21 protein-coding genes are annotated in these 25,749 nt (G+C 66.3%); 9 read left to right on the top strand and 12 right to left on the bottom strand.

Going from position 1 to position 25,749, the window contains the following annotated elements:
• Positions 1–18: 18 nt before the first annotated feature.
• The 3 genes from DV709_RS00915 to DV709_RS00905 all read right to left on the bottom strand — a co-directional run bounded on the left by DV709_RS00915 (position 19) and on the right by DV709_RS00905 (position 2,976).
• Positions 19–522, bottom strand: coding sequence for a redoxin domain-containing protein (locus DV709_RS00915; protein WP_117591107.1), 504 nt, complete (start codon positions 520–522; stop codon positions 19–21).
• 91 nt (positions 523–613) lie between these two features.
• Positions 614–2,146 carry a hypothetical protein gene (locus DV709_RS00910; protein ID WP_117591106.1) on the bottom strand — a complete coding sequence of 511 codons (1,533 nt, stop codon included), beginning with the start codon at positions 2,144–2,146 and terminating at the stop codon, positions 614–616.
• Between the two features lie 68 nt (positions 2,147–2,214).
• Entirely contained in the window at positions 2,215–2,976 is a 762-nt protein-coding gene (locus DV709_RS00905) for an FxLYD domain-containing protein (RefSeq protein ID WP_117591105.1), read from the bottom strand.
• A 144-nt stretch (positions 2,977–3,120) separates the two neighbouring features.
• Here DV709_RS00905 and ligA point away from each other — a divergent pair, with 144 nt between their 5' ends.
• The 4 genes from ligA to DV709_RS00885 all read left to right on the top strand — a co-directional run bounded on the left by ligA (position 3,121) and on the right by DV709_RS00885 (position 7,442).
• Complete coding sequence (ligA, locus tag DV709_RS00900) at positions 3,121–4,866, top strand: ATP-dependent DNA ligase LigA (protein ID WP_117591104.1); 1,746 nt, start codon at positions 3,121–3,123, stop codon at positions 4,864–4,866.
• Between the two features lie 89 nt (positions 4,867–4,955).
• Positions 4,956–5,657: an MBL fold metallo-hydrolase gene (locus DV709_RS00895; protein ID WP_117591103.1), complete on the top strand. Its 702-nt coding sequence runs from the start codon at positions 4,956–4,958 to the stop codon at positions 5,655–5,657.
• A 6-nt stretch (positions 5,658–5,663) separates the two neighbouring features.
• Complete coding sequence (locus tag DV709_RS00890) at positions 5,664–6,503, top strand: alpha/beta fold hydrolase (RefSeq protein WP_117591102.1); 840 nt, start codon at positions 5,664–5,666, stop codon at positions 6,501–6,503.
• Positions 6,504–6,620: 117 nt separating this feature from the next.
• Positions 6,621–7,442, top strand: a complete 822-nt coding sequence (locus DV709_RS00885; protein ID WP_117591101.1) for a zinc ribbon domain-containing protein — start codon at positions 6,621–6,623, stop codon at positions 7,440–7,442.
• 6 nt (positions 7,443–7,448) lie between these two features.
• On the opposite strand, the gene DV709_RS00880 is transcribed toward DV709_RS00885, so the two are convergent.
• The 3 genes from DV709_RS00880 to DV709_RS00870 form a co-directional block, all read right to left on the bottom strand.
• Complete coding sequence (locus DV709_RS00880; protein WP_117591100.1) at positions 7,449–8,354, bottom strand: DMT family transporter; 906 nt, start codon at positions 8,352–8,354, stop codon at positions 7,449–7,451.
• A gap of 127 nt (positions 8,355–8,481) precedes the next feature.
• Positions 8,482–9,582, bottom strand: a complete 1,101-nt coding sequence (locus tag DV709_RS00875) for a DNA topoisomerase IV subunit A (protein ID WP_117591099.1) — start codon at positions 9,580–9,582, stop codon at positions 8,482–8,484.
• A 1-nt stretch (position 9,583) separates the two neighbouring features.
• Positions 9,584–12,004 (bottom strand): DNA topoisomerase VI subunit B, encoded by a 2,421-nt coding sequence (locus DV709_RS00870; protein WP_117591098.1) that lies wholly within the window; start codon positions 12,002–12,004, stop codon positions 9,584–9,586.
• A 443-nt stretch (positions 12,005–12,447) separates the two neighbouring features.
• Between DV709_RS00870 and gyrB the strand changes: the two genes are divergently transcribed.
• Both gyrB and gyrA read left to right on the top strand, forming a co-directional pair.
• Positions 12,448–14,364 carry a DNA topoisomerase (ATP-hydrolyzing) subunit B gene (gene gyrB, locus DV709_RS00865; RefSeq protein WP_117591097.1) on the top strand — a complete coding sequence of 639 codons (1,917 nt, stop codon included), beginning with the start codon at positions 12,448–12,450 and terminating at the stop codon, positions 14,362–14,364.
• Positions 14,365–14,372: 8 nt separating this feature from the next.
• Positions 14,373–16,883 (top strand): DNA gyrase subunit A, encoded by a 2,511-nt coding sequence (gyrA, locus tag DV709_RS00860; RefSeq protein WP_117591096.1) that lies wholly within the window; start codon positions 14,373–14,375, stop codon positions 16,881–16,883.
• Here the strand turns inward: gyrA and DV709_RS00855 are convergent.
• Both DV709_RS00855 and rocF read right to left on the bottom strand, forming a co-directional pair.
• Positions 16,778–18,163, bottom strand: coding sequence for a DUF389 domain-containing protein (locus DV709_RS00855; RefSeq protein ID WP_117591095.1), 1,386 nt, complete (start codon positions 18,161–18,163; stop codon positions 16,778–16,780). The two genes, gyrA and DV709_RS00855, sit on opposite strands and share 106 nt — an antisense overlap.
• A 69-nt stretch (positions 18,164–18,232) precedes the next feature.
• The gene (gene rocF / locus DV709_RS00850; protein WP_117591094.1) at positions 18,233–19,141 is read right to left on the bottom strand and encodes an arginase; all 909 of its coding nucleotides are present in this window, start codon (positions 19,139–19,141) and stop codon (positions 18,233–18,235) included.
• Between the two features lie 132 nt (positions 19,142–19,273).
• Between rocF and DV709_RS00845 the strand changes: the two genes are divergently transcribed.
• Positions 19,274–20,632 (top strand): DUF389 domain-containing protein, encoded by a 1,359-nt coding sequence (locus tag DV709_RS00845; RefSeq protein ID WP_117591093.1) that lies wholly within the window; start codon positions 19,274–19,276, stop codon positions 20,630–20,632.
• Here the strand turns inward: DV709_RS00845 and DV709_RS00840 are convergent.
• Positions 20,629–21,546 (bottom strand): NAD-dependent epimerase/dehydratase family protein, encoded by a 918-nt coding sequence (locus DV709_RS00840; RefSeq protein WP_117591092.1) that lies wholly within the window; start codon positions 21,544–21,546, stop codon positions 20,629–20,631. The genes DV709_RS00845 and DV709_RS00840 overlap by 4 nt on opposite strands.
• A 202-nt stretch (positions 21,547–21,748) precedes the next feature.
• On the opposite strand from DV709_RS00840, the gene DV709_RS00835 reads away from it, so the two are divergent.
• On the top strand, positions 21,749–22,282 hold the full coding sequence (locus tag DV709_RS00835; protein ID WP_117591091.1) for an Rrf2 family transcriptional regulator: 534 nt from the start codon (positions 21,749–21,751) through the stop codon (positions 22,280–22,282).
• A 229-nt stretch (positions 22,283–22,511) separates the two neighbouring features.
• Here the strand turns inward: DV709_RS00835 and DV709_RS00830 are convergent, their stop codons facing one another.
• The 3 genes from DV709_RS00830 to cdd all read right to left on the bottom strand — a co-directional run bounded on the left by DV709_RS00830 (position 22,512) and on the right by cdd (position 25,317).
• Positions 22,512–23,678, bottom strand: coding sequence for an NAD(P)/FAD-dependent oxidoreductase (locus DV709_RS00830; RefSeq protein ID WP_117591090.1), 1,167 nt, complete (start codon positions 23,676–23,678; stop codon positions 22,512–22,514).
• A gap of 138 nt (positions 23,679–23,816) precedes the next feature.
• Positions 23,817–24,641 carry a nucleoside phosphorylase gene (locus tag DV709_RS00825; protein WP_117591089.1) on the bottom strand — a complete coding sequence of 275 codons (825 nt, stop codon included), beginning with the start codon at positions 24,639–24,641 and terminating at the stop codon, positions 23,817–23,819.
• Positions 24,642–24,900: 259 nt separating this feature from the next.
• Positions 24,901–25,317, bottom strand: coding sequence for a cytidine deaminase (gene cdd / locus DV709_RS00820; protein ID WP_117591088.1), 417 nt, complete (start codon positions 25,315–25,317; stop codon positions 24,901–24,903).
• Between the two features lie 127 nt (positions 25,318–25,444).
• On the opposite strand from cdd, the gene DV709_RS00815 reads away from it, so the two are divergent.
• Entirely contained in the window at positions 25,445–25,714 is a 270-nt protein-coding gene (locus DV709_RS00815; RefSeq protein WP_232819681.1) for a DUF7520 family protein, read from the top strand.
• Positions 25,715–25,749: the final 35 nt, after the last annotated feature.

Below are 25,749 nucleotides of genomic sequence, written 5' to 3'. Positions count from 1 at the left end.
CTCGGACGCCGACTTTTCTCAGTCCGACGCGAGCGTGGCCTCCTCGACCGCCTCCCCCGTCTCGGAGACGAGCGTATCGAAGTCGGGGTTCTCTCCGTCCCGTACCCACTTGTACGTCACGACGCCGTCGGTGTCGACGACGAACACGCTCCGCTGGGCCACCTCTATCGTCCCGTACATGTCGTCGAGCACCACGTCGTAGGCGTGGATGACCTCGTGGTTCCAGTCCGAGAGCATCGGGAAGTTGATCGCCTCCTGCTGTATCCAGACGTTCTGCGAGAACGGTAAGTCGACGCTGACGCCGTACACCTGCGCGTCGAGGTCGTCGAACAGCCCCATCGAGTCCCGAAAGGCGCACATCTCCGCGGTACAGCCGCTGGTGAACGCCGCGGGGTAGAACACGAGCACTGTCGGCCCGTCCGCGACGGCGTCCGAGAGGGTGAACGCTTCGAGGTCGTTGTACGCCTCCCCGCCGGCTTTCGGTACTGTGAAGTCGGGTGCTTCGTCTCCGATGTCGACCATAGCCAGCAGTTGGGGCGCCCGATATTCACCGTTGCCCCCGTCGGCAAAAACGTACTCGGGCCGAACGTGCTACGCCCAGTCGGCGACCGTGCTACGCCCAGTCGGCGAACGTCCCTTCGAGGAGCGTCTCCTCCTGGGCCTCGATGTACGCTCGCTGCATCCCCGCGATGGCCTCGGCGAGCGACGCGCCGTCGTCGAGTCGCGTTCTCACCTCTCTGCGCTTCCACGTCGCTGGCGTCTCCTTCGCCTCCACGCGCCAGCGAAGCGGTGCGATGTAGCGCTCGGCCTCCGTCTCCGAGAAGCCGGAAACTTCGAGGCCGTGGCGGGCGTGCGCCAGCAGGTCCTCGTACAGTTCGACCGGGTTCGTCGTCTCCTGGCCGTCGTTCGTGATCCAGCGCTGGCCGCTGTCGAGTCCCATCCGCGTCGCGGCGGTGAAGTTCTCGCGCGCCTGTCCCCAGTCCAGCGAGAGCACGGGGTGTTCCCGGCGCGGCAGCGCTTCCATCAGCCCCGCGAACGCCGCCTGGAAGGCGATGGAGTCTCTGACGGTGGGCTGGGCGGGAATCGGCCGGAACTCGATGCGGGCGTTCGCCGCCGACCGGGTCGGCCCGTCGAACACCGGACGAACCCAGCGCCAGTAGGTGCCGTGTTTCGTTCTGAGCGTCGCAAACGAGTCGTCGAAGCGGTCGCCTCGCTCGACGGGCATCGGGACGAGCGTCGAGTCGACGACGACCCTGTCGACGGCCTCCTCGACGGAGTCGAGGTCCTCGGGGAACGCGACTTTGTCGTCGTCGTCGTCGTTCAGCACGGACTCGAAGACCGCGATGCGGTGCTCGTCCCAGGCGTCGGCGAGAATCGTCTCGGCGTCGACGCCCTCCTCGTAGAGGTCCGGCGGGAAAAACGGCGAGTTGACCCCGAGCGCGAGAAGCGGCCCCGCGATGCGGAGCGCGTAGTTGTGGTAGACGGGGAGGTCGGCGGCGTGGGCGACCTGGTAGTGCGGCTGGATGGAGGTGATGAGGCTCTCGGGCATCACCGTGTCCGCCCGCAGGTCGACGTTCGGCGCGTCGACGGCGAACGTGTCGGCCGCCTCGTCCGTGTTTGCCATCGCGTGGTAGCGGACGGAGTCGCTCATGTTGGTGGCGATGCGGACGCCGTCGTCGACGACGCTGTCGGAGAGATAGCTCCGGGCCGTCTCGCCCGCGGGCGGAATCGTCCACATCGCGTCGCTGACGAGGCGCATCCCCTCGGCGGCAGTGCAGTCGAGCGCGGCCGCGAGTCGCGCCTGAACCTCCGACTCCTGGGCGCGGATGCCGTACGGCCCGAACGGTTGTGGACTCGTCGACATCTCGGCGTTGTGCAGGCCCAGTTCCTTCTCGAACCCCATGAGTTCGAGCAGTCGCCGCGGGACGCGCATCAGTGCGTTCTCGTCGTCGGTCGACTCCGTCCAGCGGCCGTCGGCGACGGCGTAGAACTCGTACTCGAAGCCGACGATAGACTGGTGGTTGTCGAACGTGCCCGCTGCCAACTCTTCCTTGACGACTTCCCCGTCGGCGGCGGCCTGTGCGCGGAACGTCTCGGTGTCGACGCCGAGCACCGCCGACACCCGCTCCGCGAACGTCTTGTCCATACCGTCTCATGCGCGAGGGGCGTCTAAAAGTGCGACGGCCTCGGCCGAGTCGGCCCGCGCTCGGTCGGTCAGTAGGGGCTATCGACGACGTGTAACTCGTAGTCGGTGATCGGGCTGGCCCACTCTTCGTCGTACGGGAGGTAAGTGACCGTGAAGGACCACTCGTCTTCGGTTTCGAGGTTGGTCGTGCTCGCGTAGTTCGAGGTGAGGACCGTCGTCTCGTCGGCGTAGAACTTCGCCTCGGCTTTGAGGTACTCGAACGGTTCCTCGCCGACGTTGCGGAGTCTCCCGGTGAGTTCGGCCTTGACGGCCTCGGAGTCCTCGGTGTCGAGTTGGCTGTCGAGGAGTTCGATTCCCTCCGGAACGCGCGGGAGCGGTTCGACCTGGAACGCCGCTTCGAGGTCGTGCGATGCGACGTTCACCCCGTCGTCGTAGTACGGGATGTACGCCTTCCACGTCTCGCCGGGGTTGAGACCGATGAGGTACTCGGTGGCGACGTCGAGCGGGTTGTCGTCCTCGTCGAAGAAGCGCGCGGTCACGCGGATGCCCCCGGAAGGCGTCGGTCCGACGTTCTCCATCAGCGCGAGGACGGCCGCCGACTGACGGTAGGTGTCGTCGGTGGTGACGAGTTCGTGGGAGGTGACTACGATGTCGGGGGAATCCTCGTCGGTACTGCCGCCGCTGTCGTTACCCGCGAGCCGGTCGATGACGCCGTTTTCGGTCTCCGTCGGTTCGGACGTCGTGTCGACGGGTCGCGTATCGCTCGACGTACAGCCCCCGAGGCCAACGAGTGCACCGCTCGCGAGCGCCAGGAACCGCCTCCGATGCATACGGGTGATAAAGAGCGTTCCACATAAGAACGCTCCCACTCTCTCTCCCGGAGTAAAGTTTATCTAGTTTATACGAACCCCTCAATCGACCGCGTCGCCGCCGAGGCGAGGCAGTTAAACCGAGGACGCGAGTACCGCCCTGCGATGGAGTTCGCGGCGTTCGCAGACCGGGCGGCGGCTATCGAGGCGGAGTCGGCGGACCTCGAAATCGTCTCGCTGTTGGCGGAGACGTTTCTGGAGGCCGGGCCGGAGCTTCCGGTCGTCGCGCGGTTCGTCCAGGGGCGCGTCTTTCCCGCGTGGCGGTCGGCGACGCTCGACATCGGTCCGAGTCTCTGTTACGAGGCTATCGCGCGCGCCGCCGGCCGGAACGTAGACGCTTCGGACGTGGAGTCGAAACTCGCCGAGACCGGCGAAATCGGTGCCGTCGCCGCCAGTTACGAGTTCGGCGGCCAACGGGGTCTCGCCGCGTTCGGGACCGGGGGAGCGGCCGACCTGACCGTCGCCGAAGTAGACGAGACGCTCCGAGCGCTCGCGGCGGCGACGGGGTCGGGGAGCCAAGACCGGAAGGTCGACACCCTGTTCGGCCTGTTCAACCGCACGAGCCCGGAGGAGGCGCGCTATCTCGCGCGAATCGTCCTCTCGGAGATGCGCATCGGCGTCGGCGAAGGGGCGGTTCGAGACGCGATCTCGGAAGCGTTCGAGGTGCCCACCGAGAGCGTCGAACGTGCGCTCCAGGTGTCGAACGACTACGGTCACGTCGCCGAAATCGCCCGCGACGACGGCGTCGACGGCCTGAACGAGGTGGGTCTGGAAGTCGGCCGACCGGTGCAAGCGATGCTCGCGCAGGCCGGTACCGTCACCGACGCTCTCGACGAGTGGGAAGACGCCGTCGTCGAGACGAAGTACGACGGCGCGCGGGTCCAGATTCACCGCCGGGCCGACGACGCTGGCGACGACGGCGACAGTGATGGCGACAACGACACCGGCGACGAGAACGACGCCGGTAACGAGAACGACGCCGAGTCGGCTGCGGTGTCGCTGTTCTCCCGCAACATGGAGGACGTGACGGATGCCCTCCCCGAGATTGTCGAGTTCGTCGAACGCGCCGTCGACGCGCCCGCGATTCTCGACGGTGAAGTCGTCGCCGTCGACGACGAGGGCGACCCGCTGCCCTTCCAGGAGGTCCTGCGGCGGTTCCGTCGCAAACACGACGTCGCGCGGATGCGCGAGGAGGTGACGCTCAGGTTGCACGCCTTCGACTGTCTGCACGCCGACGGCGACGACTTGCTCGAAGAACCGCTCGTGACGCGTCACGACCGTCTCGCCGACGTCGTCGACGACGACGCGGCTGTCTCGACACTGCTTCGCTCGGCCGACGCCGACGAGATAGCCGCCTTCGAGGCCGACGCGCTCGACGCGGGTCACGAAGGCATCATGTTGAAAGACCCCGAGTCGACGTACTCGCCGGGCAACCGCGGGAGACACTGGCTGAAACGCAAACCGGACGTGGAGACGCTCGACCTCGTCGTCACGGGCGCGGAGTGGGGCGAGGGTCGGCGCGCGCAGTTTTTGGGGACGTTTCTGCTGTCGGCGCGCGACGAAAACGGCCGGTACCGCACGCTCGGGAAGGTCGCCACCGGCATCACCGACGAGCAACTCGCCGAGTTGACCGAACGCCTCGAACCCGAAATCGTCTCCCAGGACGGCCGCGAGGTGGAGCTTCGACCCTCGACGGTGTTCGAGGTCGGCTACGAGGAGATACAGCGGTCGCCGACGTACTCGTCGGGGTACGCGCTGCGGTTCCCGCGATTCCTCTCGGTGCGGGAGGATAAATCGCCCGAAGACGCCGACGCGCTCGCGCGGGTCGAACGACTCGCCGAGACGCAGTGACCGCAGCGCCGCGACGAGAGTCGGCGAGCGACTCACAGCGTCTGCGAAGACGTGCGAGATTTATCCCGGCGCGGTTCGACTCACTCTGTATGACGATTCGACACGACGGTCTCTCCGTCGATTGGTTCGGGTACGCGACGGTCAGAATCGAGACGCCCGAGGGGTTCGTCGCCTACCTCGACCCCGGTCGCTACGGCGTCCTCGACGGCTACGACGCCGGAGACGGTGATCTGGTCTGCGTCACGCACGTTCACCACTACGACCCCGACGCCATCGAACGCGTAGCGAAGGAGGACGCGACGGTCGTCGCTTACGGCGGTATCGACGCCGGCGATACGGACCGCGACGTGACGCCGCTCGACCGACTCGACTACGAGGTGGTGACGCTCGGTCAGGAGGACCGCTTCTCGGTCGACGGCGCGGACGTGTGGACGCTCCCGGCGTACAACGAACCGGGCGGCCCCCACACCCGCGAGGACGGCGAACCCTACCACCCGGAAGGGTTCGGCGTCGGCTACCTCCTCGCGGTGGGCGGCCGGACCGTCTTCTGGCCGGGCGACTCCGACGCGCTGGAGGGTCACGAGCAACTGGAGGTGTCGCTGTTCCTGCCGCCCATCGGCGGCGCGTTCACGATGGACCGCGGGGAGGCCGCCGACCTCGCGGAGACGCTCGACCCCGACCTCGTCCTTCCCATCCACTACGACACGTTCGAGGACTTGGAGACCGACTCGCGCGCGTTCGCCGCCGACGTCGCGTCGCGGGGCGTCCCCGTCGTGCTGGACGAGCGGTGAACGCCCGTGCGCAATCGCATCGACTACGGCCATCTCGACGGGCGACACCCCTACCACCGGGTCGGTAACGGCCCGCGCCGACTCGTCGTCTTTCCGGGTCTGAGCGACCCTCTCTCGGGGAGAGAGCCATCCCGCTTAGTCGCCGAACTGCTCGCGAACTACGCCTACCGTCGCTACACCGACGAGTACACCGTCTGGGTCGTCAGCCGTCCGCGGGGGATGCCCGCCGGGCACACGACCCGCGACATGGCCGCCGACTACGCGGAGGTGGTGGCCGATATCGGATCGGCGTCGATTCTCGGTCTCTCGATGGGAGGGCTGGTCGCCCAGCACTTCGCCGCCGACTACCCCGAGTTGACTCGGCGTCTCGTCCTCGGCGTCAGCGGCTGTTACGTCGGCCAACGCGGTGCCGACACGCTCGGGCGGTGGTCCTCCTGGGCCGAGCGGGGCGACTGGCGCGAGATTCTCCTCGACAGCGTCGCCGTGACGTACGGCGGCTATCGCTCGTTGGTCTACCCGCCACTGCTCCGGCTGGTCGGCGACGCGTCGGTTCCGGACCCTCTCGTCGGCTCGGACGTCTCCGTCTCCTGTCGTGCGTGTCTCGAACACGATACGCGGCGGCGACTCGTCGACGTCGACGCGCCGACGCTCGTCATCGGCGGCGCGCACGACCACTTCTTCACCGAGGAGATTCTGCGCGAGACGGCCGCGGGGATTCCCGACGGTCGACTCGCACTGCTCGGCGGCGTCGGACACGGCGCGCTCGAAGAGCGGCGGGCGACCGCCGACGCGACGATACGGCGATTCCTGCGCGACCGAAGCGAAGCGGTGGCGCAACTCGACTGAGCGACGAGTCGAGTCGCCCGAGTTCCGAGTCGCGTAACCGCGCGAGTTCCGGACTGCGTAACCGCCCGAGTTCCGGGTCACGTAAATTACTTGTCGCGTGCGTGTCGATTTTCGAACATGGTCCCCGAATCGGAGACACCGAACTTCTGTGCGGACTGCGGTGCCCGCCTCGCGGCGGGGGCGTCGTTCTGTTCGCGGTGCGGAACGGCCGTCTCGTCCTCCACCGAGTCGGCCGCGAGCGCGACGCTCTCCCCGTTCCGCCGGCGAGTCCGCGAGTACACCGTCCACGGCTGGGAGATAGAACAGGACTACGGCGACAGGGTCGTCGTCAGGAAGCGCGGGTTCGGGTCGATTCCGGTCCACGTCCTGTTGTTCCTCGTTACCGGCGGTGTGGGCAACGCCGTCTACGCGTGGTACCGCTACTCGCCCGGCGCGTCGCGGGCGGAACTGAGAGCCGACGGCACCGAGCGGTGGGTCGACGGTCGGTCGGAGAGTCGCTCGAAGTTCGGCGTCGACCTCGCGACGGCGGGCGGCTTCGTCGCCGGTATTCTGCTCGTGTTCGTGTCGCTCGCCGTGTTTTCGATAGGCGTCCTCGGCGTCGGAGATCTGCTCGTCGGACTGCTGCTCCTGACTGCGGGACTGGGGCTGCTGCCGCCGGTCCGAAAGCGACTCGACAGGGAGCAGTCGTTGACGACGTTCGGCCGAAACCGGAGCGTCGACACCGAAGCCGCCGGCGAGCGCGAGCGCTGCGTCGTCTGCGGCGAGCGCGCCCGCGGCGGCGTGAAGCGAACGTTCGCCGAGAAGACGTACCTCGCCGGGGTTCCGGTGAAGACGCACGAGGAGGGGTCGAACAGCTACTGTCGTCGCTGTGCGGCCGAGGAGGACGTGGGCGCGTCGGCCGTCGAGCGAGAACCGAGCGAACTCCGCGAGACAGCCTGAGAGCCGTCAAGACTCCGCGTGGATGAGCCAGACGCCGACGAGGACGAGCGCGCCGCCGACGAACGCCGCCGGCGGGAACGGTTCGTCGAGCAGCAGTACGCCGAGGACGACGGCGACTATCGGCTCGACCGTACTGACGAGACCGGCCCGCGACGCACCGATTCGCCGGATACCGCCGAAGAACGTCACGACGGGGACCACCGTCGACAGCACGGCGATACCGAGGACCGTCGACCAGGCGGTGGTCGTCGCCGGCAACGCCAGCGAGCCGGTGGCGGTCCCGTAGACGAAGAACGAAACCGCGGCCGCCGGGAGGACGTACCCCGCGAGCAGGAGACCGTCGGTGTCCGCGAGCGCGACCCGGCTGACGACGATGTAGCCCGAGTAGACGAGCGCCGACCCGAGGACGATGGCGACCCCGAAGGGGGCGACGCCGGCGGGGTCGACGCCCGCGACGAGCGCTACCCCGCCGAGGACGAGCGGGAGGGCGACGAGTCGCCGTCGCGTCAGCGGTTCGCCGAGAAACAGCGCCGAGAGCACGAGCACGAACGCCGGGTACGTGTAGAGCACGAGCGTCGTCACGCCGGCGGTGAGATACTCGAGCCCCCAGAAGAACAGCGCGCTCTGTCCCGTGTATCCGACGAGGCCGAGTCCGACCGCGACGGCGAGGAGTCGTCCGCGGAGTCGTAGCCGCCCGGACGCGTCGGACCGGCGTCGACGCGCGGCGAGGAGCGTCCAGACGAGAGCCGCCGCCAGCGCGAAGCGCAGCGCGAGCACCGACGAGATGTTCAACCCCGCGTCGAAGGCGAACTCCCCGAGAACCGCCAGCGTGCCGAAGCCGAACGCGGAGACGACGACCAACGTAACTCCGACGGTCTCGGAGCGAGAGTCCGGTTCGGCGTCTCCGCTCATCGAGCTACTCTTTTCGGGAACCGTAGAAGCGTCTACCGGTACGGCGTCGCCGGTTTCCCGACACCGGAAACGAGTTCGGTGTCGCTGTCGAACGCGACGCCGTGAAGCGACCGGCCGCCGCGTGTCCCTACAGGATACCCATCTCGCCGAGTCGCTCGGGGAGGTAGGTGTCGGTGACGAAGTCCAGCCCCCGGGACGCGAGCGCCTGCTGTTCGGCCTTCTTGCCGATGTCGAGTTGGAGCTCTATCTGTTCGGTCCAGTACTCCGTCTGGAACCGCGGGTCGTCCAACTCGCTTTCGAGCGCGTTGATGTCCGAGTCGCTGAGCGGGTCCGTCGGCAGGTCGTAGTCGACGATGTCCTGCGGTTGGATGCCGACGAACTTCGCCTCGGGCGTGGCGAGGTACTCAGAGAGGTGCGCGGATTTGATAGACCCGTAGGCGACGGAGCCGTAGATGCGGTACGACCACGGGTCGCCGTCAGTGAACACCACGACGGGTAGGTCGAGTTCGTCGTGCAGTCGCTTCGTGATGCGGCGGGTCGCGCGGGCGGGTTGGCCCTTCAGGTGGACGACCATCGCGCCGTGGTCCTCGTCGAAGCCGTTCTCGACGAGTCGGTCGCGCATCCCGCCGGTCTCCACGCAGAGGACGAACTCGATGTCGTGGTCGAGGAATTCGATGGTGTCGGGGTTGTTCGGGATCTGATAGCCGCCCTCGCCGACGTCCTCCTGACAGTGGATTTCGCGCTCTCCGCGCCGCGTCTGCTCGCGGATGCGGAGCGGCCCCATCAGCGTCGCGCCCGACTCCTCGGGGCGCATGTGGAAGTCCTCGCGGGTGACTTTCGAGACGATTTCGAGGTCCTCGACCAGCTGGTTCGACTCGTCCTGGTCGTTGAAGCCGGCCTCCTCGGAGTCCCACGACTCCGAGAGGTAGTACAACTCACGCAGCGTCGACGAGCGGTCCTCCTCCAACTGCTGGGCGAGGAAGTCGATGGTGTAGACGGCTTTGAGCAGTTTCCGCGCGCCGCGGACGCTGTTGGCGCTGCGGGTGCTCGTCCGGTCGCCGTACACCCAGACGTGGCTGTCCTCGTCGTACTCGATGTTGCTCTTCGTCCGGGTGGGCAGTTTCATCTCCGGAATCTGCCCGCCGGCGAACTGGTCGTAGAACTCCACCGCGAGGTCGATGAGACGCTCGCGGGCTTTCTCCTCCTGTAACTCCGTGTCTGAACTCATATTATGCGTTCACCGTAAGTCGTTCCGTCTCGACACCGTCGACGTCGATGTCGAACGTTGCATCCGCGCCGACCGTGTAGGTCAGCGTCGCCGTCTCGCCCGACGGAACCGCGGGTTTCCACTGGACGAACCACTCGCCGTCCAGGTCGACGACGCTCGCCTCGCCGTTGAGCCCCTGCGGTTCGACCGAGACGATGTCCGTGATGTCCAACTCCTCGCTTCGATCCGAGTAGTTGCGGACGCTGAGCGTCACTTCGTCGCCGTCGACGCGGCGTTCGACGCTCACGTTGTTCATGATGCGGGCCATCGCGCCGTCGATGTTCGGGCGCTCTCGTCCCGTCACCTCCGACACCTTGTCGGCCATCTCCGGGAGAATCTTCCCGAGGACGTTCTGCTTCTGGCGGCGCTGCTGCATCGAGCGCCGTTTCTTCAGGTACGATTTCAGTTCGCGGGCGGCCTCGCGGATGGCGAGCTCTATCTCGTCTTCGATGGCCGGGATGTTCGCCAGCGCGTCCTTCGACTCGCTCGTGAACGGGACGTTCGTCGAGGCGACGTGGACCATGATGACCGCGGGGCCGTTCGGCATCCCGCTGCCGCCGGGTTGGTCCAACCCGTAGTTTCGCCAGCCGATGCCTTTGACCACGTCCGTCGTGGCGCACGCGCCGCGCTGGTAGACCAGCGGGACGCGGTTGGCGAACCGGAGCAGGTCGACGCGTCCCTCTGCGGCGAGTTCGCCGCCGTAGGCGATACCGGCTTCGACGATGAACGGGTCGCCGCCGTGGACCTCCGCGTCGCGGGTGGCCGCCGCGTAGAAGTCGGCGTCGTACTCCTTCCGGAGTCCGGCCTCGACGAGTTCGGCGGTGATGGGCGAGAGACACTCCGTCGGCGGCGCGAGGATGTCGGTGACGCGCATCGCTTCGAGCAGGTCGCTCGCGGCGTCGCGGTCGTCTGCGACCTCGCGCACCGGCGGCGCGTCGTCGGGGACCGTCCGCATCGAGTTCCAGAGCACGTCGACGACGTTCTCGCGGGCCGTCTCGCCGAACGTCGCGTCGTCGTACTCGACGGTGGCGTCGGCGGCGTCGTCGACGAGCGCTCGAAGCGTCTTCCGCGAGAGGCGGTGTCTGTCGTCGTCGAGCGCGGCGAACTTCCGGGCGATGCGCTCTGCGAGGCCGTGAACCGTCGCGTCGTCTTTCTGCGTACTCGTCGCCTCGTCGACGGCGGCGTGTATCGAGGGAACCAGCGCCGACTCGGTACCCTCGTCGGTCTCCTCGTGGCGGGTCAGTTCGGCCCACGCGGCGCCGACGGCGTTCTCTCGAACCGTCTCGCCGAACGTCTTTCCGGTCTCCTCCTGCACCGTCTCGGCGACGTTGTCGACGATGTCGACGAGTTGGAAGTGGCTCGTCCGCTCGCGGGAGGTCAGCACGTCGGCGACGCCGCCGGCGAACTTCGCCGTCGCGTCCGGACCTTTCCCGGAGACGGCGTCGGCGATTTCGGCTTCGAGTTCGTCGGCGTCGGCGACGGCGGGCCACGACATCTCGCGGCCGAAGTGGTTGTCGCGGAAGTTGTCGAGCACCTTCGACGCCGTCTTCTGTCCGACGCGGGTGAACTCCTCCTGGAGGAAGCCCGAAACCGAGTACGAGTCCGTCGAGTCGAGCATCTTCAGCAACGTGCCGAGTTCGACGCCGTGGGGGTGCGGGCGAATCTCCTCGGTTTTGGCGGGGAGCTGGTCGGTCGCGCGCTCGAACTTGAGAGGCGCGTCGAGGCCGGGTTCGCGGAGCTCGAAGCGCGCGTGGGGGTTGACGACCGCCGTGTGCTTGATGTAGTCGTGGAGTTGCTGGCGCGCGCGCATGTTCGCCTCCATCTCCAGTTCGATGCGCGTGCCGTGCGGGCGGTCCCACGAGGTCTCGCGCGACTCGCGAATCTCGGGGTCGTTCTTGTCGGTGTCGACGACGAGTTCGAAGTACTGCGCCTCGGCGCTTCCCTGGGTTCGGGAGGTGATTTTGGCGGGTTTCCCGCTCGTCAACTGTGAGTAGAGGACGGCCGCGGAGATACCGATACCCTGCTGCCCGCGCGACTGCTCGCGGGCGTGAAAGCGAGAGCCGTACAGTAGTTTCCCGAACACTTTCGGCACCTGCTCTTTGGTGATGCCCGGTCCGTTGTCCTCGACGACGAGGCGGTAGTAGTCGCCCGCCTCGGCGATCTCGACGTAGATGTCGGGGGCGATTCCGGCTTCTTCGGTGGCGTCGAGGGCGTTGTCGACGGCCTCCTTGACGGCGGTGACCAGCCCTCTGGCCCCGCTGTCGAAGCCGAGCATGTGTTTGTTCTTCTCGAAGAACTCGGCGATGGAAATCGACCGCTGGTTCTGCGCCAGCTCGTCGGCGATTCCCGCCTCGTCGCCGAGTGTCGACTGAAACGAGGTCATTCTGTGAATCCAGTTATCGACGGGACGGTTAAAACCTGTTCGGGACCAGGGTGAAAGTGAAAATCGGAGTGAGAGCCGTTCGCACACCGAACGGTTCGCCTTCCGAAGTGTCTCGCACAACCGAGTAGTACGATATTCGAAGAGTGGCGTCGTCGGTGGTCTTCCCCCGGGGGTTCGACGCCCGAAACCACCTTCCGGACGGTTACGGGCGACCGCCGAAAGGCGACTCGGAGCGTCGGGTCGTTTCGTCGGTCGTACAGTCGAAAACTATTCGTAGGTCATCTCGGTATCGTCACAGCGAGCGGCGCTCGGACGCGACGAACGTCGTCCGTCCGCTCCGAACGCCGGGTCGTCGAACGTCGTCTCTGTGGTTTATTTGGTGTCCGCGCGCCCGCGCGTGCGAGGGCTTTAAGGAGGCCGGTATCTTAGCTGAGGTAGATTCTATGTCCCAAGACAGCGAGTACGGCGCCGGGCAGATTCAGGTCCTCGAGGGCCTGCAAGCCGTCCGGAAACGTCCGGCGATGTACATCGGTTCTACAGACGTTCGTGGACTCCACCATCTCGTCTACGAAGTCGTCGACAACTCCATCGACGAAGCCCTCGCGGGCCACTGTGACGCTATCGAGGTGACGATTCACGACGATGGCTCGGTGTCGGTCTCCGACAACGGCCGGGGTATCCCGGTCGACACCCACGAACAGTACGAGCGTCCGGCGGTCGAGGTCATCATGACCGTCCTCCACGCCGGCGGGAAGTTCGACAACAAATCCTACCAGGTCTCCGGCGGCCTCCACGGCGTCGGCGTCTCCGTCGTCAACGCGCTCTCTCACTGGCTCGAGGTCGAGATCAAGCGCGACGGCGGCGTCTGGAAGCACCGCTTCGACCGGGGCGAACCCGAACAAGGCGAGTTCGAGCGCGTCCGCGACCTCGACCCCGACGAGAGCACCGGAACCACCATCCAGTTCTGGCCCGACTCCGACATCTTCGAGACGACGGAGTTCGACTTCTCGACGCTCGCCACCCGTCTCCGCGAACTCGCCTTCCTCAACTCCGGCGTCGAAATCACGCTCACCGACGAGCGCTCCGACGACTCGGAGACGTTCTACTACGACGGCGGCATCCGCGAGTTCGTCGAGTACCTCAACGAGACGAAGACCGCACTTCACGACGACGTCGTCTACTTCGAAGACGAGGACCAGAACATCCAGGTCGAAGTCGCCATGCAGGCGACCGACGAGCTGCAGGGCTCCATCCACGCCTTCGCCAACAACATCAACACCCGCGAGGGCGGTACCCACCTCACCGGGTTCAAGACGGCGCTCACCCGCGTCGTCAACGACTACGCGAGCAAGCAGGGACTCATCGACGACCTGGACGACAACCTCCGCGGCGAGGACGTCCGCGAGGGACTCACCGCGGTCATCTCCGTCAAACACCCCGACCCGCAGTTCGAGGGGCAGACGAAGACGAAGCTCGGCAACTCCGAGGTCCGAGGAATCGTCGAGAGCGCGACGCACAAACGCCTCTCGACGTACTTCGAGGAGAACCCGGGAACGGCGCAGGCGATAATCCGCAAGGCCGCCGAGGCCGCCAAAGCCCGGAAAGCCGCGAAGAAGGCCGAAGAGCTGACGCGCCGCAAGAGCGCGCTCGAATCGACGGCGCTGCCCGGCAAACTCGCCGACTGTCAGACCCGCGACCCCGCGGAGTCCGAACTGTTCATCGTCGAGGGTGACTCCGCCGGCGGGAGCGCCAAACAGGGCCGCGACCGGCACAATCAGGCTATCCTCCCGCTCCGCGGGAAGATTCTCAACGTCGAGAAGCACCGTCTCGACCGGATTCTGGAGAACAACGAGGTGCGTGCGCTCATCACCGCCATCGGCGCGGGCATCGGCGAGGAGTTCGACATCGAGAACGCCCGCTACCACAAGATCATCCTGATGACCGACGCCGACGTCGACGGCGCGCACATCCGTACTTTGCTCCTCACGCTTCTGTACCGTCACATGAAGCCGCTTCTGGAGGCCGGCTACGTGTACGCGGCGCAACCGCCGCTGTACCGCATCCGCTACCGCGGCGAGACGTACGACGCGATGACGGAGGAAGAGCGCGAGCGCATCGTCGAAGAGAAGTGCAACGGCAACCCGACGCGCATCCAGCGGTTCAAGGGGCTCGGCGAGATGAACCCCGAGCAGCTGTGGGAGACGACGATGGAGCCCGAGAACCGCATCCTCAAACAGATAACCATCGAGGACGCCGCCCAGGCCGACCGCATGTTCAACGTGCTGATGGGCGACGCCGTCGAACCGCGAAAACAGTTCATCAAAGACCACGCCACCGACGCAGAGTGGGTGGACATCTAATCTGATACATGAGTTCAGAACTCCCCGACCCGGACGCGAACGCGGAGGCCGCGCGCGTCAAGACCGCACGAATCGAAGACGAGATGGAGCAGTCGTACATCGACTACGCGATGTCGGTCATCGCGGGCCGCGCCCTCCCGGACGTCCGCGACGGCCTCAAACCCGTCCACCGCCGCATCCTCTACGCGATGCACGAGGCGGGCGTCACCGCGCGCTCCTCGCACCGAAAGAGCTCCTCTATCGTCGGCGAGACGATGGGTGATTACCACCCGCACGGCGACTCCGCCATCTACGACGCGCTCGCCCGGATGGCGCAGGATTTCTCCATGCGCTACCCGCTCGTCGACGGCCAGGGCAACTTCGGTTCCGTCGACGGCGACCCGCCGGCGGCGATGCGGTACACGGAGGCGCGCATGTCCGCCATCGCCGAGGAACTGCTCTCGGACATCGAGAAGGACACCGTCGACTACCGCGCGAACTACGACGACCGCCTGCAGGAGCCGGACGTGCTCCCCGCATCGTTCCCGAACCTCCTCGTGAACGGCTCTTCCGGGATTGCTGTCGGGATGTCGACGAACATCCCGCCGCACAACCTCGCGGAGGTCATCGACGCGACGATTCACCTCATCGACAACCCCGACTGCACCATCGAGGACCTGATGGAGTTCGTCAAGGGGCCGGACTTCCCGACGGGCGCCAACATCGTCGGCCGCAACGCCGTCCACCAGGCGTACAAAACCGGCCGCGGTCGCATCCGCGTCCGCGCGGAGTACGAGGTCGAAGACGACGAGCGCATCGTCATCACCGAACTCCCGTTCCAGGAGAACAAGGCGCGACTCGTCGAGCGCATCGCCGACAACGTCAACGAGGGCAAGATAGAGGGCGTCCGCGACCTGCGCGACGAGTCCGACCGCGACGGTATCCGCATCGTCGTCGAACTGAAGCGCGACGCCATGCCCGAGGTTGTGAAGAACCAGTTGCTCGAACACCACCTCGAATCGACGTTCGGCGTCATCAACCTCGCGCTCGTCGACGGCGAACCCCGCGTGCTCACCCTCAAGGAGACGCTGGAGGAGTACGTCGACCACCGCCGCGAGGTCGTGCGCCGCCGCAGCGAGTACGACCTCGAGGAGGCCGAAGACCGCGCGCACATCCTCGAGGGTCGGTTGACCGCGCTCGAGAACGTCGACGACGTGGTCGACCTCATCCGCGACTCCGAGAACCGCGACGACGCGAAGGAGGCGCTGATAGCGGAGTACGACTTCTCGGAGGCGCAGGTCGACCACATCGTCGCGATGCAGCTCGGTTCGCTGACCTCGATGGAGGCCGAGGCCATCGAAGACGAGTACGAGGAGGTGCAGGCGACCATCGAGCGTCTCAACGAGATTCTCGAAAACGAGTCCGAACTGCTCGGCGTCATCAAAGACGAACTCCGCGACGTGAAGGAGGAGTACGGCGACGAGCGCCGGACGAGTTTCATCGAAGACACCGGGACGGTCACCCGCGAGGACCTCATCCCCCAGGAGGACATGGTCGTCGTCGTCACCGAGGACGACTACATCAAGCGGATGCCCGCCGCCGACTTCCGCGCGCAGGGCCGCGGCGGGAAGGGTATCATCGGGACCGACCTGAAGGAGGGCGACCGCGTCTCCTCCGTTTTCTTCGCCAACACCCACGACTACCTGTTGGTCTTCACCACCCACGGGCAGGTCTACCAACTGAAAACGTACCAGATACCGGAGATGGGTCGGACCGCCCGCGGGAAATCCGCGGTCAATCTGCTCGACCTCGACGCCGACGAGGAGATAACGGCCGTCGTCAACACCGACGAGATGGACGACGACGAGTTCCTCACGATGGTCACCCGCGACGGCTACGCCAAGCGGACCGCCGTCGACGACTTCGCCAACATCCTCTCGACGGGTATCCGCGCCATCCGCCTCGAAGACGGCGACGAACTCGTCGACGTCGAGGTGACAGACGGCGACCGCGACCTCGTCGTCGCCACCGAGGGCGGCATGAGCATCCGATTCGACGAGGACGAAGTCCGCGCGATGGGTCGCAGCGCCCGCGGCGTCCGCGGCATCCGCCTCACCGACGGCGACGTGGTGGCTGGCGTCGCTGCGGTCGACCCCGGCCAGCACGACTGGTTGCTCACGGTGACGCAGAACGGCTACGGGAAACGCAGCGACCTCGAAGACTATCGAAAACAGTCCCGAAACGGCAAGGGTCTCATCGACATCAAAACCAACGACCGCAACGGGACGGTCTGTGCCATCGACGCCGTCGCCTCCGGCGACCACCTGCTCGTGATGAGCGAGGACGGCCAGATAATGCGCACCCGCGTCGACGACATCTCGAAGTACGGTCGCAACACGATGGGGGTCATCGTGATGGACTTAGACGACGGCGACTACGTCGCCGCCGTCGACGTGATTCCGGCCGCGAGCGTCGGCGAAGAGGCGGAGTCAGATATCGAATCCGAAGAGACGCCGACCGCCGACGCCGACGACGAGTAGTTCGTCTGCGAGTAGTCGACGAACCGGACGCGGACGACGGGGTTCTGTCCCGTCTCGGCGCGTATCTCCCGCTGTATCTCGCTCGGAAGCGACGAGTACGACCGGTCGGTCGTCCGCGTGACCGTGACGGTCACCGTCTCTCGCTCCGCGAAGCCGACCGGGTAGGCGTACTGGACGCTGACGCTCGTCGCCTGCAGGTCGCTGTACCGCTGCTGCCCGAGCACCTCTTCGACCTGCTGGTTCACCGTCCGCTGGTAGTTCACCTGCTGGACCGTCCCGACCGTGACGACGCCCACTCCCGCGAGGAGAACCAGCGCCGCGAGCGCGACGGCGGGCACGTTGACGGCGTCGTTTTGCAGGTAGCCGCGGAGGCTATCGACGCTGGAGCGGTACCCCAAGAACGACAGCGTGGCGATCATCGCGACGTCGATAGCGAGCACCGTCGCGGCCAGAAGCAACAGCGTCCCGAGCACGAGCAGCGGCGCACCCCACGCGACGCCGATGCCGGTGACGCCCGCCGCGGGGATGAGCGCCGCCGCGACCATCACGCCGATGAGCGACAGCGGCCCCTTCGTCGTGACGCCGAACGTCGCCGCGGCCCCGGCGGCGACGCCGACGAGGATGGCGACCGAACTGGGGGCGAGGCGGAGGCTGACGAGTTCGATGCTCGCGGGGGCGAGCGTCGACGAGACGAGCGAGAGTTCCTTCAGCGCGAACGCGGTGACCGTCGCGCCGACGACGGCGACGCCGAGGCCGAGAACCTGCTGGCGGACGCCGGCGACGCACATCTCCCAGTTTCTCGTCGTCGCGCCGACCGTCGCGGTGAGTATCGGCCCCATGATGGGCGCGATGACCATCGACCCGACGACGATGGCCGGCGAGTCGATGAGCAACCCCGCCGTGGCGATGATGGCGCTGAGAAACAGCATCCAGACGTAGGAGTAGTCGTCGCGGCTCAACGACTCGGCTTTCGACTGGAGTTCGAACTCCGCCAACGGGGTGAAGTCCTGCGCGTACCGCTTCTGAAGCCGGTCGACGTTCGGCGTCAACACCGCCTCGGCGCTGCCGACGACGGTGTAGGTCCCCTCCTCTACCCCGGCGTCGTGAAGGTCTTCGAGCACCTCTCGAACCCCGTCGACGGGGACGGGAAACTGGAAGAGAACCTTCGCCTCGGTACCGCTGCCGTCGCTCGTGACGGCGTAGTCGACGTCGAGTTCCGAGAGCGTCTCTTCGACCGCCGGGCGCTCCTCGGCGGGGACGAAGATGTGGACGTGGCGCACGTGAAAAGTAGCGACGGAGAGCCGCAAAAACGGGGTGTCTGTGTATTCAGGGTGAGTGACGCTGTGTCGTCAGAGAATCGTCTTTCCGAGCGCGCTCGCGGCCAGTTCCGTCGCCAACTCGGCCGTCTCGTTGTGTTCGTCGAGGATGGGGTTCACCTCGACGACTTCGAGCGAGCGCATCGCCTCCGACCGAGCGACCGTCTCCAGCGCCGAGTGCGCTTCGCGGTAGCTGACGCCGCCGCGGACGGGCGTGCCGACGCCGGGGGCCTCCTTGGGGTCGAGCCAGTCCAAGTCGAGGCTGACGTGGACGCCGTCGGTGCCGTCGGTGACCACGTCGAGCGCGTCGTCGACGACGTCGGTGATGCCGCGCTCGTCGATGTCGGACATGGTGAACGCCGTGAGGTCGGTGGTGCGGATGAGTTCGCGTTCGGCGTCGTCGAGGCTGCGGAGGCCGACGAGGGCGACGTTCTCGGGGTCGAGCCCCGGCGCGTTCGCCCACTCGACGCCGCCGAAGTCGGCGATGCCGAGACCGGCCGCCAGCGGCATCCCGTGGACGTTACCGCTGGGCGTCGTCGTCGGCGTGTTCAGGTCGCCGTGGGCGTCGAACCAGATGGCCCCGATGTCGGCGTCGCGCGCGGAGCCGACGAGCGACCCGATGGCGACGGAGTGGTCGCCGCCGAGCACCAGCGGCGTCACGCCGTCGGCGAGGGCGTCGGCGACATCGTCTGCGAGGCGAGTCGAGACCTCCTCGGTCTCGCGGAGGAACTTCGCGTGTCCCTGCGACGGTTGGTCGACTTCCGGGTCGCGCTCCTCGGCGCGCGGAACCGGCAGGTCGCCCGCGTCCTCGGGGACGACGCCCGCGTTCTCCAGTTGCTCGGCGAGACCGGCGTAGCGAATCGCCGACGGCCCCATGTCGACGCCGCGTCGGTTCGCCCCGTAGTCGGTCGGTGCTCCGATGATTCGGACCGTTCGGGTCATATCCGAACGTTCGTGACCGAGCGGGTAGTGGTTCCGATTCCCCCTGCGGACCCGACAGTGACGTGAACACAACGTTTCGTCGTATGCGACTGTCCGCCACGCTCAAGGCGAGAAGGCGTGTTCTTGGAGTAGATGCGGCTCATCAAACTCCTCGTCGACGAGGCCAACAAACAGAACGTCGTCGACGTTTTGGAGACAGAGAACATCGACTTCGTCGTCACGAAGAACGCGACGGAGCGCGAGGACACGGTGCTCGTCGAGTTCCCGCTCCCGACGCAGGCCGTCGGCTACGTCATCGACGAGCTCCGCGACGCGGGCGTCGACGACCGGGAGTACACCGTCATCGCCAGCGCCGAGACGGCGAAAACCCGCAACTACCACGAACTCGAAGAACGGTTCGTCGCCGGCGTCGAGGAGGACGACGCGGTGGCGCGCGAGGAGATTCGCGCGAAGGCGCTCGACATGCACCGGAGCAAGCTGACGTACTACTCGATGACGATGTTCAGCGCCATCGTCGCGGCGTCGGGTCTGCTTCTGGATTCGCCCGCCGTCGTCGTCGGCGCCATGGTCATCGCGCCGCAGGTCGGCTCCGCGCTCATCGCCGGCGTCGGCATCTCGCTGAACGACCGCCGGATGATTCGTATCGGGTTCGCACAGCAGTTCTTCGGCTTCGGCGCGGCGATTCTCGGTGCGTTCGCGCTCGGACTGCTCCTGCAGTCCGGTCAGATAGTCACGTCCGTCCTCGACGTCTCGACGGTCAGCCAGATAAGCAAGCGAATCTCTCCCGGACTGCTCTCGCTGCTCGTCGGTCTCTGTGCGGGGGCCGCCGGGGCGTTCGGCCTCGCGACGGCACTGCCCGTCTCGCTCGTCGGCGTCATGATAGCCGCGGCGCTCATTCCGGCGGCGGCGGCCGTCGGCATTGGGTTGGCGTGGGGCCTGCCGAGCGTCTACCTCGGCGCGGGCGTGCTGCTCGTCGCGAACGCCGTGGCGGTCAACGTCTCGGCGTTTCTCGTGCTCTGGTATCTCGGCTACCGACCCGACTCGTGGACCGAGAACACCCGCGAGGTCAACAACGGTGACTCCGCCGAGACGGACGACCGCCCGCAGTATCTCGGGGCGGTGGTCGCACTGCTACTGCTCGGGGGTATCTTCGTCGGCGCCGGCGGCCTGCTCGTCGGTCAGATCGGGTTCGACAACGACGTGAACACCGCCGTCGAGCAGGTGCTGGAAGACGACCAGTACGACGAACTCGAACTCACGTCGATGCAGACGGAGGTCGGGATGGCACGCCACTTCGGACAGACGCCGGAGGTGACCGTCGTCGTGCTGCGGCCGGCAGACGAGTCGTATCCGAATCTCGCGGAGACGCTCCGCGAGCGGATTCGACAGGAGACCGGGCGTGACGTCGCCGTCTCCGTCGAGTTCCGCGAGGGGCAACAGGCCGGGCAGTCGAGTCAGTCGGTTCGCGGACCGAGACCCGTACCCGCTTAGTCGCCGAGGTACGGTTCGCAGACGCGGCGAACGCCCTCCTCGAAGCCGATTGTCGGCTCCCACCCCGTCTCCTCGCGCATCTTCGAGGCGTCGGCCATCGTGTCGTGGACGTAGACGTCGAGGGGGTTCTCGACGTACTCCGGTTCGACGTCGGTGCCGAGCACCTCGTTTATCATCGCCACCATCTCGTTGAAGTCGTAGCTCTCGCCGGTTCCGAGGTTGTAGGTGCCCTGCAGCCGGTGGTCGGCGGCGAGTTCGAGTCCCCGGACGATGTCGTCGACGTGGGTGAAGTCGCGTGTCTGCGAGCCGTCGCCGAACAGTTCGGGCCGCTCGCCGTTAGCGATTTTGTGTGCGAACTGCGCGACGGTGTTGGCGTACCGGCCCTTGTGTTCCTCCGCGCCGCCGAAGCCCTGATACACAGAGAAGAAGCGCATCCCCGCGAGCGACAGCTCGTAGTGGTTGTGGAAGTACTCCGCGTAGCGTTCGCGGGCGAGTTTCGACGCCTCGTAGCCGGTTCGCGCCTCGACGGCCATCGACTCGGGCGACGGTTCGGTTCGACTGCCGTAGATGGAGGACGTAGAGGCGTAGACGACGGTGTCACAGCCGTCCTGTCGAGCCTGGTCGACGGTGTTGACGAACCCTTCGACGTTGACGCGCGCGCCGCGACGCGGGTTCTCCTCGTGCATCGCGTACGACGAGAGCGCCGCGAGGTGAAACACCACGTCGACGTCGGTGGGCAGGTCGTCGTCGAGGACGCTCCCCTCGACGAACTCGACCGCGTCGGTGAGGTTCTCGGGGGTTCCGAGATAGAGGTCGTCGACGGCCACCACGTCGTTGTCGACGGCGAGGTGGTTCGCGAGGTTCGACCCGATGAATCCGGCCCCGCCGGTGACGAGAACTCGCTGATTCTGCATACGTGTACGGCCAGAGGTGGCGGTAAAGGCCTACCGATACGTTAAGGCGAAACAGAACGTTTCAGGTTGGACTGAGGCGTCGAACGTCACCGAACAGACATTCTCTGAAGAGACAGTCACCGAGTCAACAGCATCGCCATAATAATCACCAAAAAACCGGTTATCCGTCGAATTTAAGAACATCAATTACGAACGTTCGTTTATGTCGTCTATCGAGCTCACCCCGAGCCAGAAACAGATACTCACGGCCCTGATAAACCTCTACCGTCAGGCCGAGGACGCAGTGAAAGGCGAAGATATCGCCGCGGAGGTGAACCGCAATCCGGGGACGATTCGCAACCAGATGCAGAGCCTGAAGGCGCTGCAGTTGGTCGAGGGCGTCCCGGGTCCGAAGGGCGGTTACAAGCCGACGGCGAACGCCTACGAGGCGCTCGACGTCCAAGAGATGGACGAACCCGCGACGGTCCCGCTGTTCCACGAGGGCGAGCGCGTCGAGAACGCCAACGTCGAGGAGATCGACCTCTCGAGCGTCCACCACCCGGAGCTCTGCCGCGCGGAGATCCACCTCCAGGGCTCGGTCCGTGACTTCCACGAGGGCGACAACGTCACCGTCGGCCCGACGCCGCTATCGAAACTCGTCGTCGAGGGAACCGTCGACGGGAAGGACGACACGAGCAACATCCTCATTCTCCGCATCGACGACATGGTCGCTCCCGCGGAGGAGCCGGAACACTAACTGGTTCGGGGACACTCTACGTTTTTGCGGATTTCGTTCTCTGACCCGCTCGACGGAGCCACAGCGTTCGAGGTGAGCGTTCCGCGGCCACAGCGTTCGAGGCGAGCGTTCAGCGTCGACTCGCGTAGCCGCTCGGTCGCACGCGAGCGTCGTCGGGAGGTGAAAAGCGAGAGAGAGAGAGAGAGAGAAAGTGAGAGAGACCGGACGGGCCGCGCGAGGCGGCCGTCTCTTACATGTCGTCCCAGGCGGTGAACGCGCGCTTGGGCGACGAGATGTCGGCGATCCAGCGCGTCGCGACCGCCTTCTTGAGGAACTTCGCGCCCGGACCGCCGAAAGTCTGGACGGGCACGCCCTGGACGCCGTGGGCGACGGCCATGTCGCCGACGGAGACGAGCGTCCCCTTGTCCCTGTGGGTCCACGTCTTCAGCGGCTGACCGCGAATCGTGCGGGCGAGGTTCTCGCCGACGACCTCCGCCGCCTGCCACGCCGCCTGCGCGGTCGGCGGGGCGACGTTGTCGTTGCCCTGGTCGACGAGTGCCGAGTCGCCGATGGCGAAGACGCGCTCGTCGCTCGTCGAGAAGTCAGAGCCCGCGAAGATGCGGTTCGAACGCTCGTCCTTGTCGAGTTTCGCCTCCGCAACCTCCTTCTGGCCGGTGATGCCGCCGGTCCAGATGAACACGTCGTAGTCGAGTTCGGTGTCGTCGCCGACGTAGATGGCTTCCTCGTCGACTTTCGAGATGAACTCGCCGGTCATGACGTCGATGTCCTGGATGTCGAGACGCTTGCGGAGCGCGCCCTGCAGTTCGGGGTCGTTACCGGGGAACACCTCGTCGAGCCCCTCGACGATCTCGATTTCGATGGGCGCGCGGTGCTTGTCGCGGAACTCCGCGATTTCGCCCGCCGCCTGGATGCCCGAGAGGCCCGCACCGCCGACGACGACCTGCGCGGGTTCGCTGCGCGAGGCGTCTTCGGAGGCCGCCTTGATCTCCTCGTGAATCTCGCGGGCGTCGTCGAGGCTCTTGAGCGTCAGCGAGAACTCTTCGAGACCCTCGATGCCGTAGAAGGCGGTGTCGCTGCCGAGGGCGACGAGCAGGTAGTCGTACTCGACGGTCCGGTCGTCGCTCAGTTCGACGACGCGTTCGTCGACGTCGACGTTCTCGACGTGACCTTTCACGAAGTCCGTCTCCGGCGATTTCACGTCGTCGATGGGGACGGCGACTTTCGACTCGACGCTCGGGTCGCGGATGACCCGGTGGACCTCGTGGAGCACGAGGTGGTAGTCTCGCTCCGAGACCCACGTGAGTTCGGCTTCGCCGTCTTCGATCTCGTCTTCGAACGCTTTCACCGCGCCGGCACCGGCGTACCCGGCACCGAGAACGACGACCTTCTGAGTCATGCGTCTATTTGCGGAGTCATACGATAAAGGGGCTTTGGAACGAGAACGGCCTCGTCGCGCGCGAGAGCGAACGAATTTTGGGGTGCGTCCCGATTCCGTGACGGGACCGTTCGGGGGAAACGAGGCGGGTGCGCCGGTTTACAGCGAGAGGCCGGCGTGCCACTGGTCGACGCCCGCCTCGCGTTTGACTTCGTCCATCCGCGCGAGAAGCGAAACGGCGAGACTCGCCGTCTCCGCCGCCCGCGACTCGCCCTCGGTTCGGAACTCGCCGGTGATGCGGTTGGCGTACACCGAGCAGACCGCACCCGCGCGGAGGCCGTAGACGTTGGCGATGGTCAACAGCGCGCTGGCCTCCATCTCGATGTTCTTCACGTTCGCCTCCCGCAGTTCCTCGACGAGCGACTCGCTGCCCGCCGCGCGAAAGCCGTCGAGACCCGGCCGACCCTGTCCGGCGTAGAAGCTGTCGGCGCTCATCGTCAGGCCGACGTGGTAGTCGTAGCCGAGTCGCTCCGCGGCGGCGACGAGCGCGGAGACGACCTCGTGGTCGGCGACTGCCGGGTAGTCCTCGCGGACGTACTCGGCGCTGGTTCCCTCCTGTCGCACCGCCCCGGAGGTGATGACGAGGTCGCCGACCTCCATCTCCGGTTGAATCGCGCCGCAGGAGCCGACGCGGATGTACGTCTCGACGCCGACGCGCGCGAGCTCCTCGACGGCGATGGCGGCCGAGGGACTGCCGATACCGGTCGACGTGACCGAGATGGGCGCGTCGTCGTACGTGCCCGTCGCCGTGCGGTACTCGCGGTGGTACGCGACCTCCTCGTAGTCGTCCCACAGCGCGGTTATCTTGTCCACGCGCTCGGGATTCCCGGGGAGCAACACGGCGTCGGCGACGTCGCCCTCGGCGACTTCGATGTGGTACTGGACCTCGTCGTTGGGGTCCTCGCTGGCGTCGGTGTCGGTCATATCCGCTCTCGGGGACGATGCGACAAATAAACCGGTGGTGCGCGGGACCCGACGAGCGCGTCCGACGACGCGGTCGCTCGGTGGACGGAAACGCCCGCGACGGCTCACCGACGACCGTGGACGGCGTCGGCGACGCGCGCTGGTGGGATGACAGACGATAGTATGATATCGCTACGCGGGCGTGTCGCTTGTTACCCGTTAACAGTATAAATCATTCGATTTATACGGGACTCCGCGGGGAAAAATGAACGACGACGCGTTAGCTCTCGTCCGAGCGTTCGGCGTCCGAGAGCGTCCCCTCGGAGATGGTGTTCGGCAGCAGTTGACCGAGGGTGTACTCGGTGGCCCGCTCGCCGCCCTCGTCGCAGACGACGACGAGCCCGTCGTCACAGAACTCGGAGAGCGTCTGTCGGCACATGCCACAGGGTGTGACGCCGTCGCGGACGCCCGAGGAGACGGCGATGCGGTCGAACTCGCGGTAGCCGTTCTTCACCGCCTCGGCGATGGCGACCTCCTCGGCGTGGAGGCTGTTGCTGTAGTTGGCGTTCTCGATGTTGCACCCGACGAACACCGTACCGTCGGCGGTTCGGAGCGCGGCACCGACGCGGTACTCGGAGTACGGAACGTGAGCGTTCGAGAGCACCGCGCGCGCCTTCTCGACGAGTTCGTCGACCATGGGGTTTCGTCATCGCACGCGGCGGGTATAATCGCTCCGCCACGGATCGGTGGATTCCGGCACCGGACTCGGTGTCGTCTCGGCCGCAGTGAGAAAGAGTCTATAGCCGACGCCACAGAGTTCGACCGTGAACGAACTCGACGTGAAGGAATCCGGCCGCGGTCGACGCATCCTCCTCGGCGTCGGTGGCGTCGTCGTGCTCGTCGCGGCGCTCATCGGCCTGTTCGTCGGCGAGAACAGTGCGGGCGCGTCTATCGACCTTCTCGGCGTCGCGACGCTGCCAGTGAGTCCGATACCGATGGCGCTCTACGGCGCGGTTCTGGCGACGGTAGCGCTCGGTGCGCTGTTCGGCGCCGTGGAGTTCGTCTCTCGGGTGGAAGAACGCGACCGAGTGTAGTCGAAGCGTCGAACGGAGCGCGGCTCTTTTCAGGA

Source organism: Haloprofundus halophilus, assembly GCF_003439925.1.
Classification (GTDB): Archaea; Halobacteriota; Halobacteria; order Halobacteriales; family Haloferacaceae; genus Haloprofundus; species Haloprofundus halophilus.
This window is presented reverse-complemented; position numbering and strand designations above follow the sequence as displayed.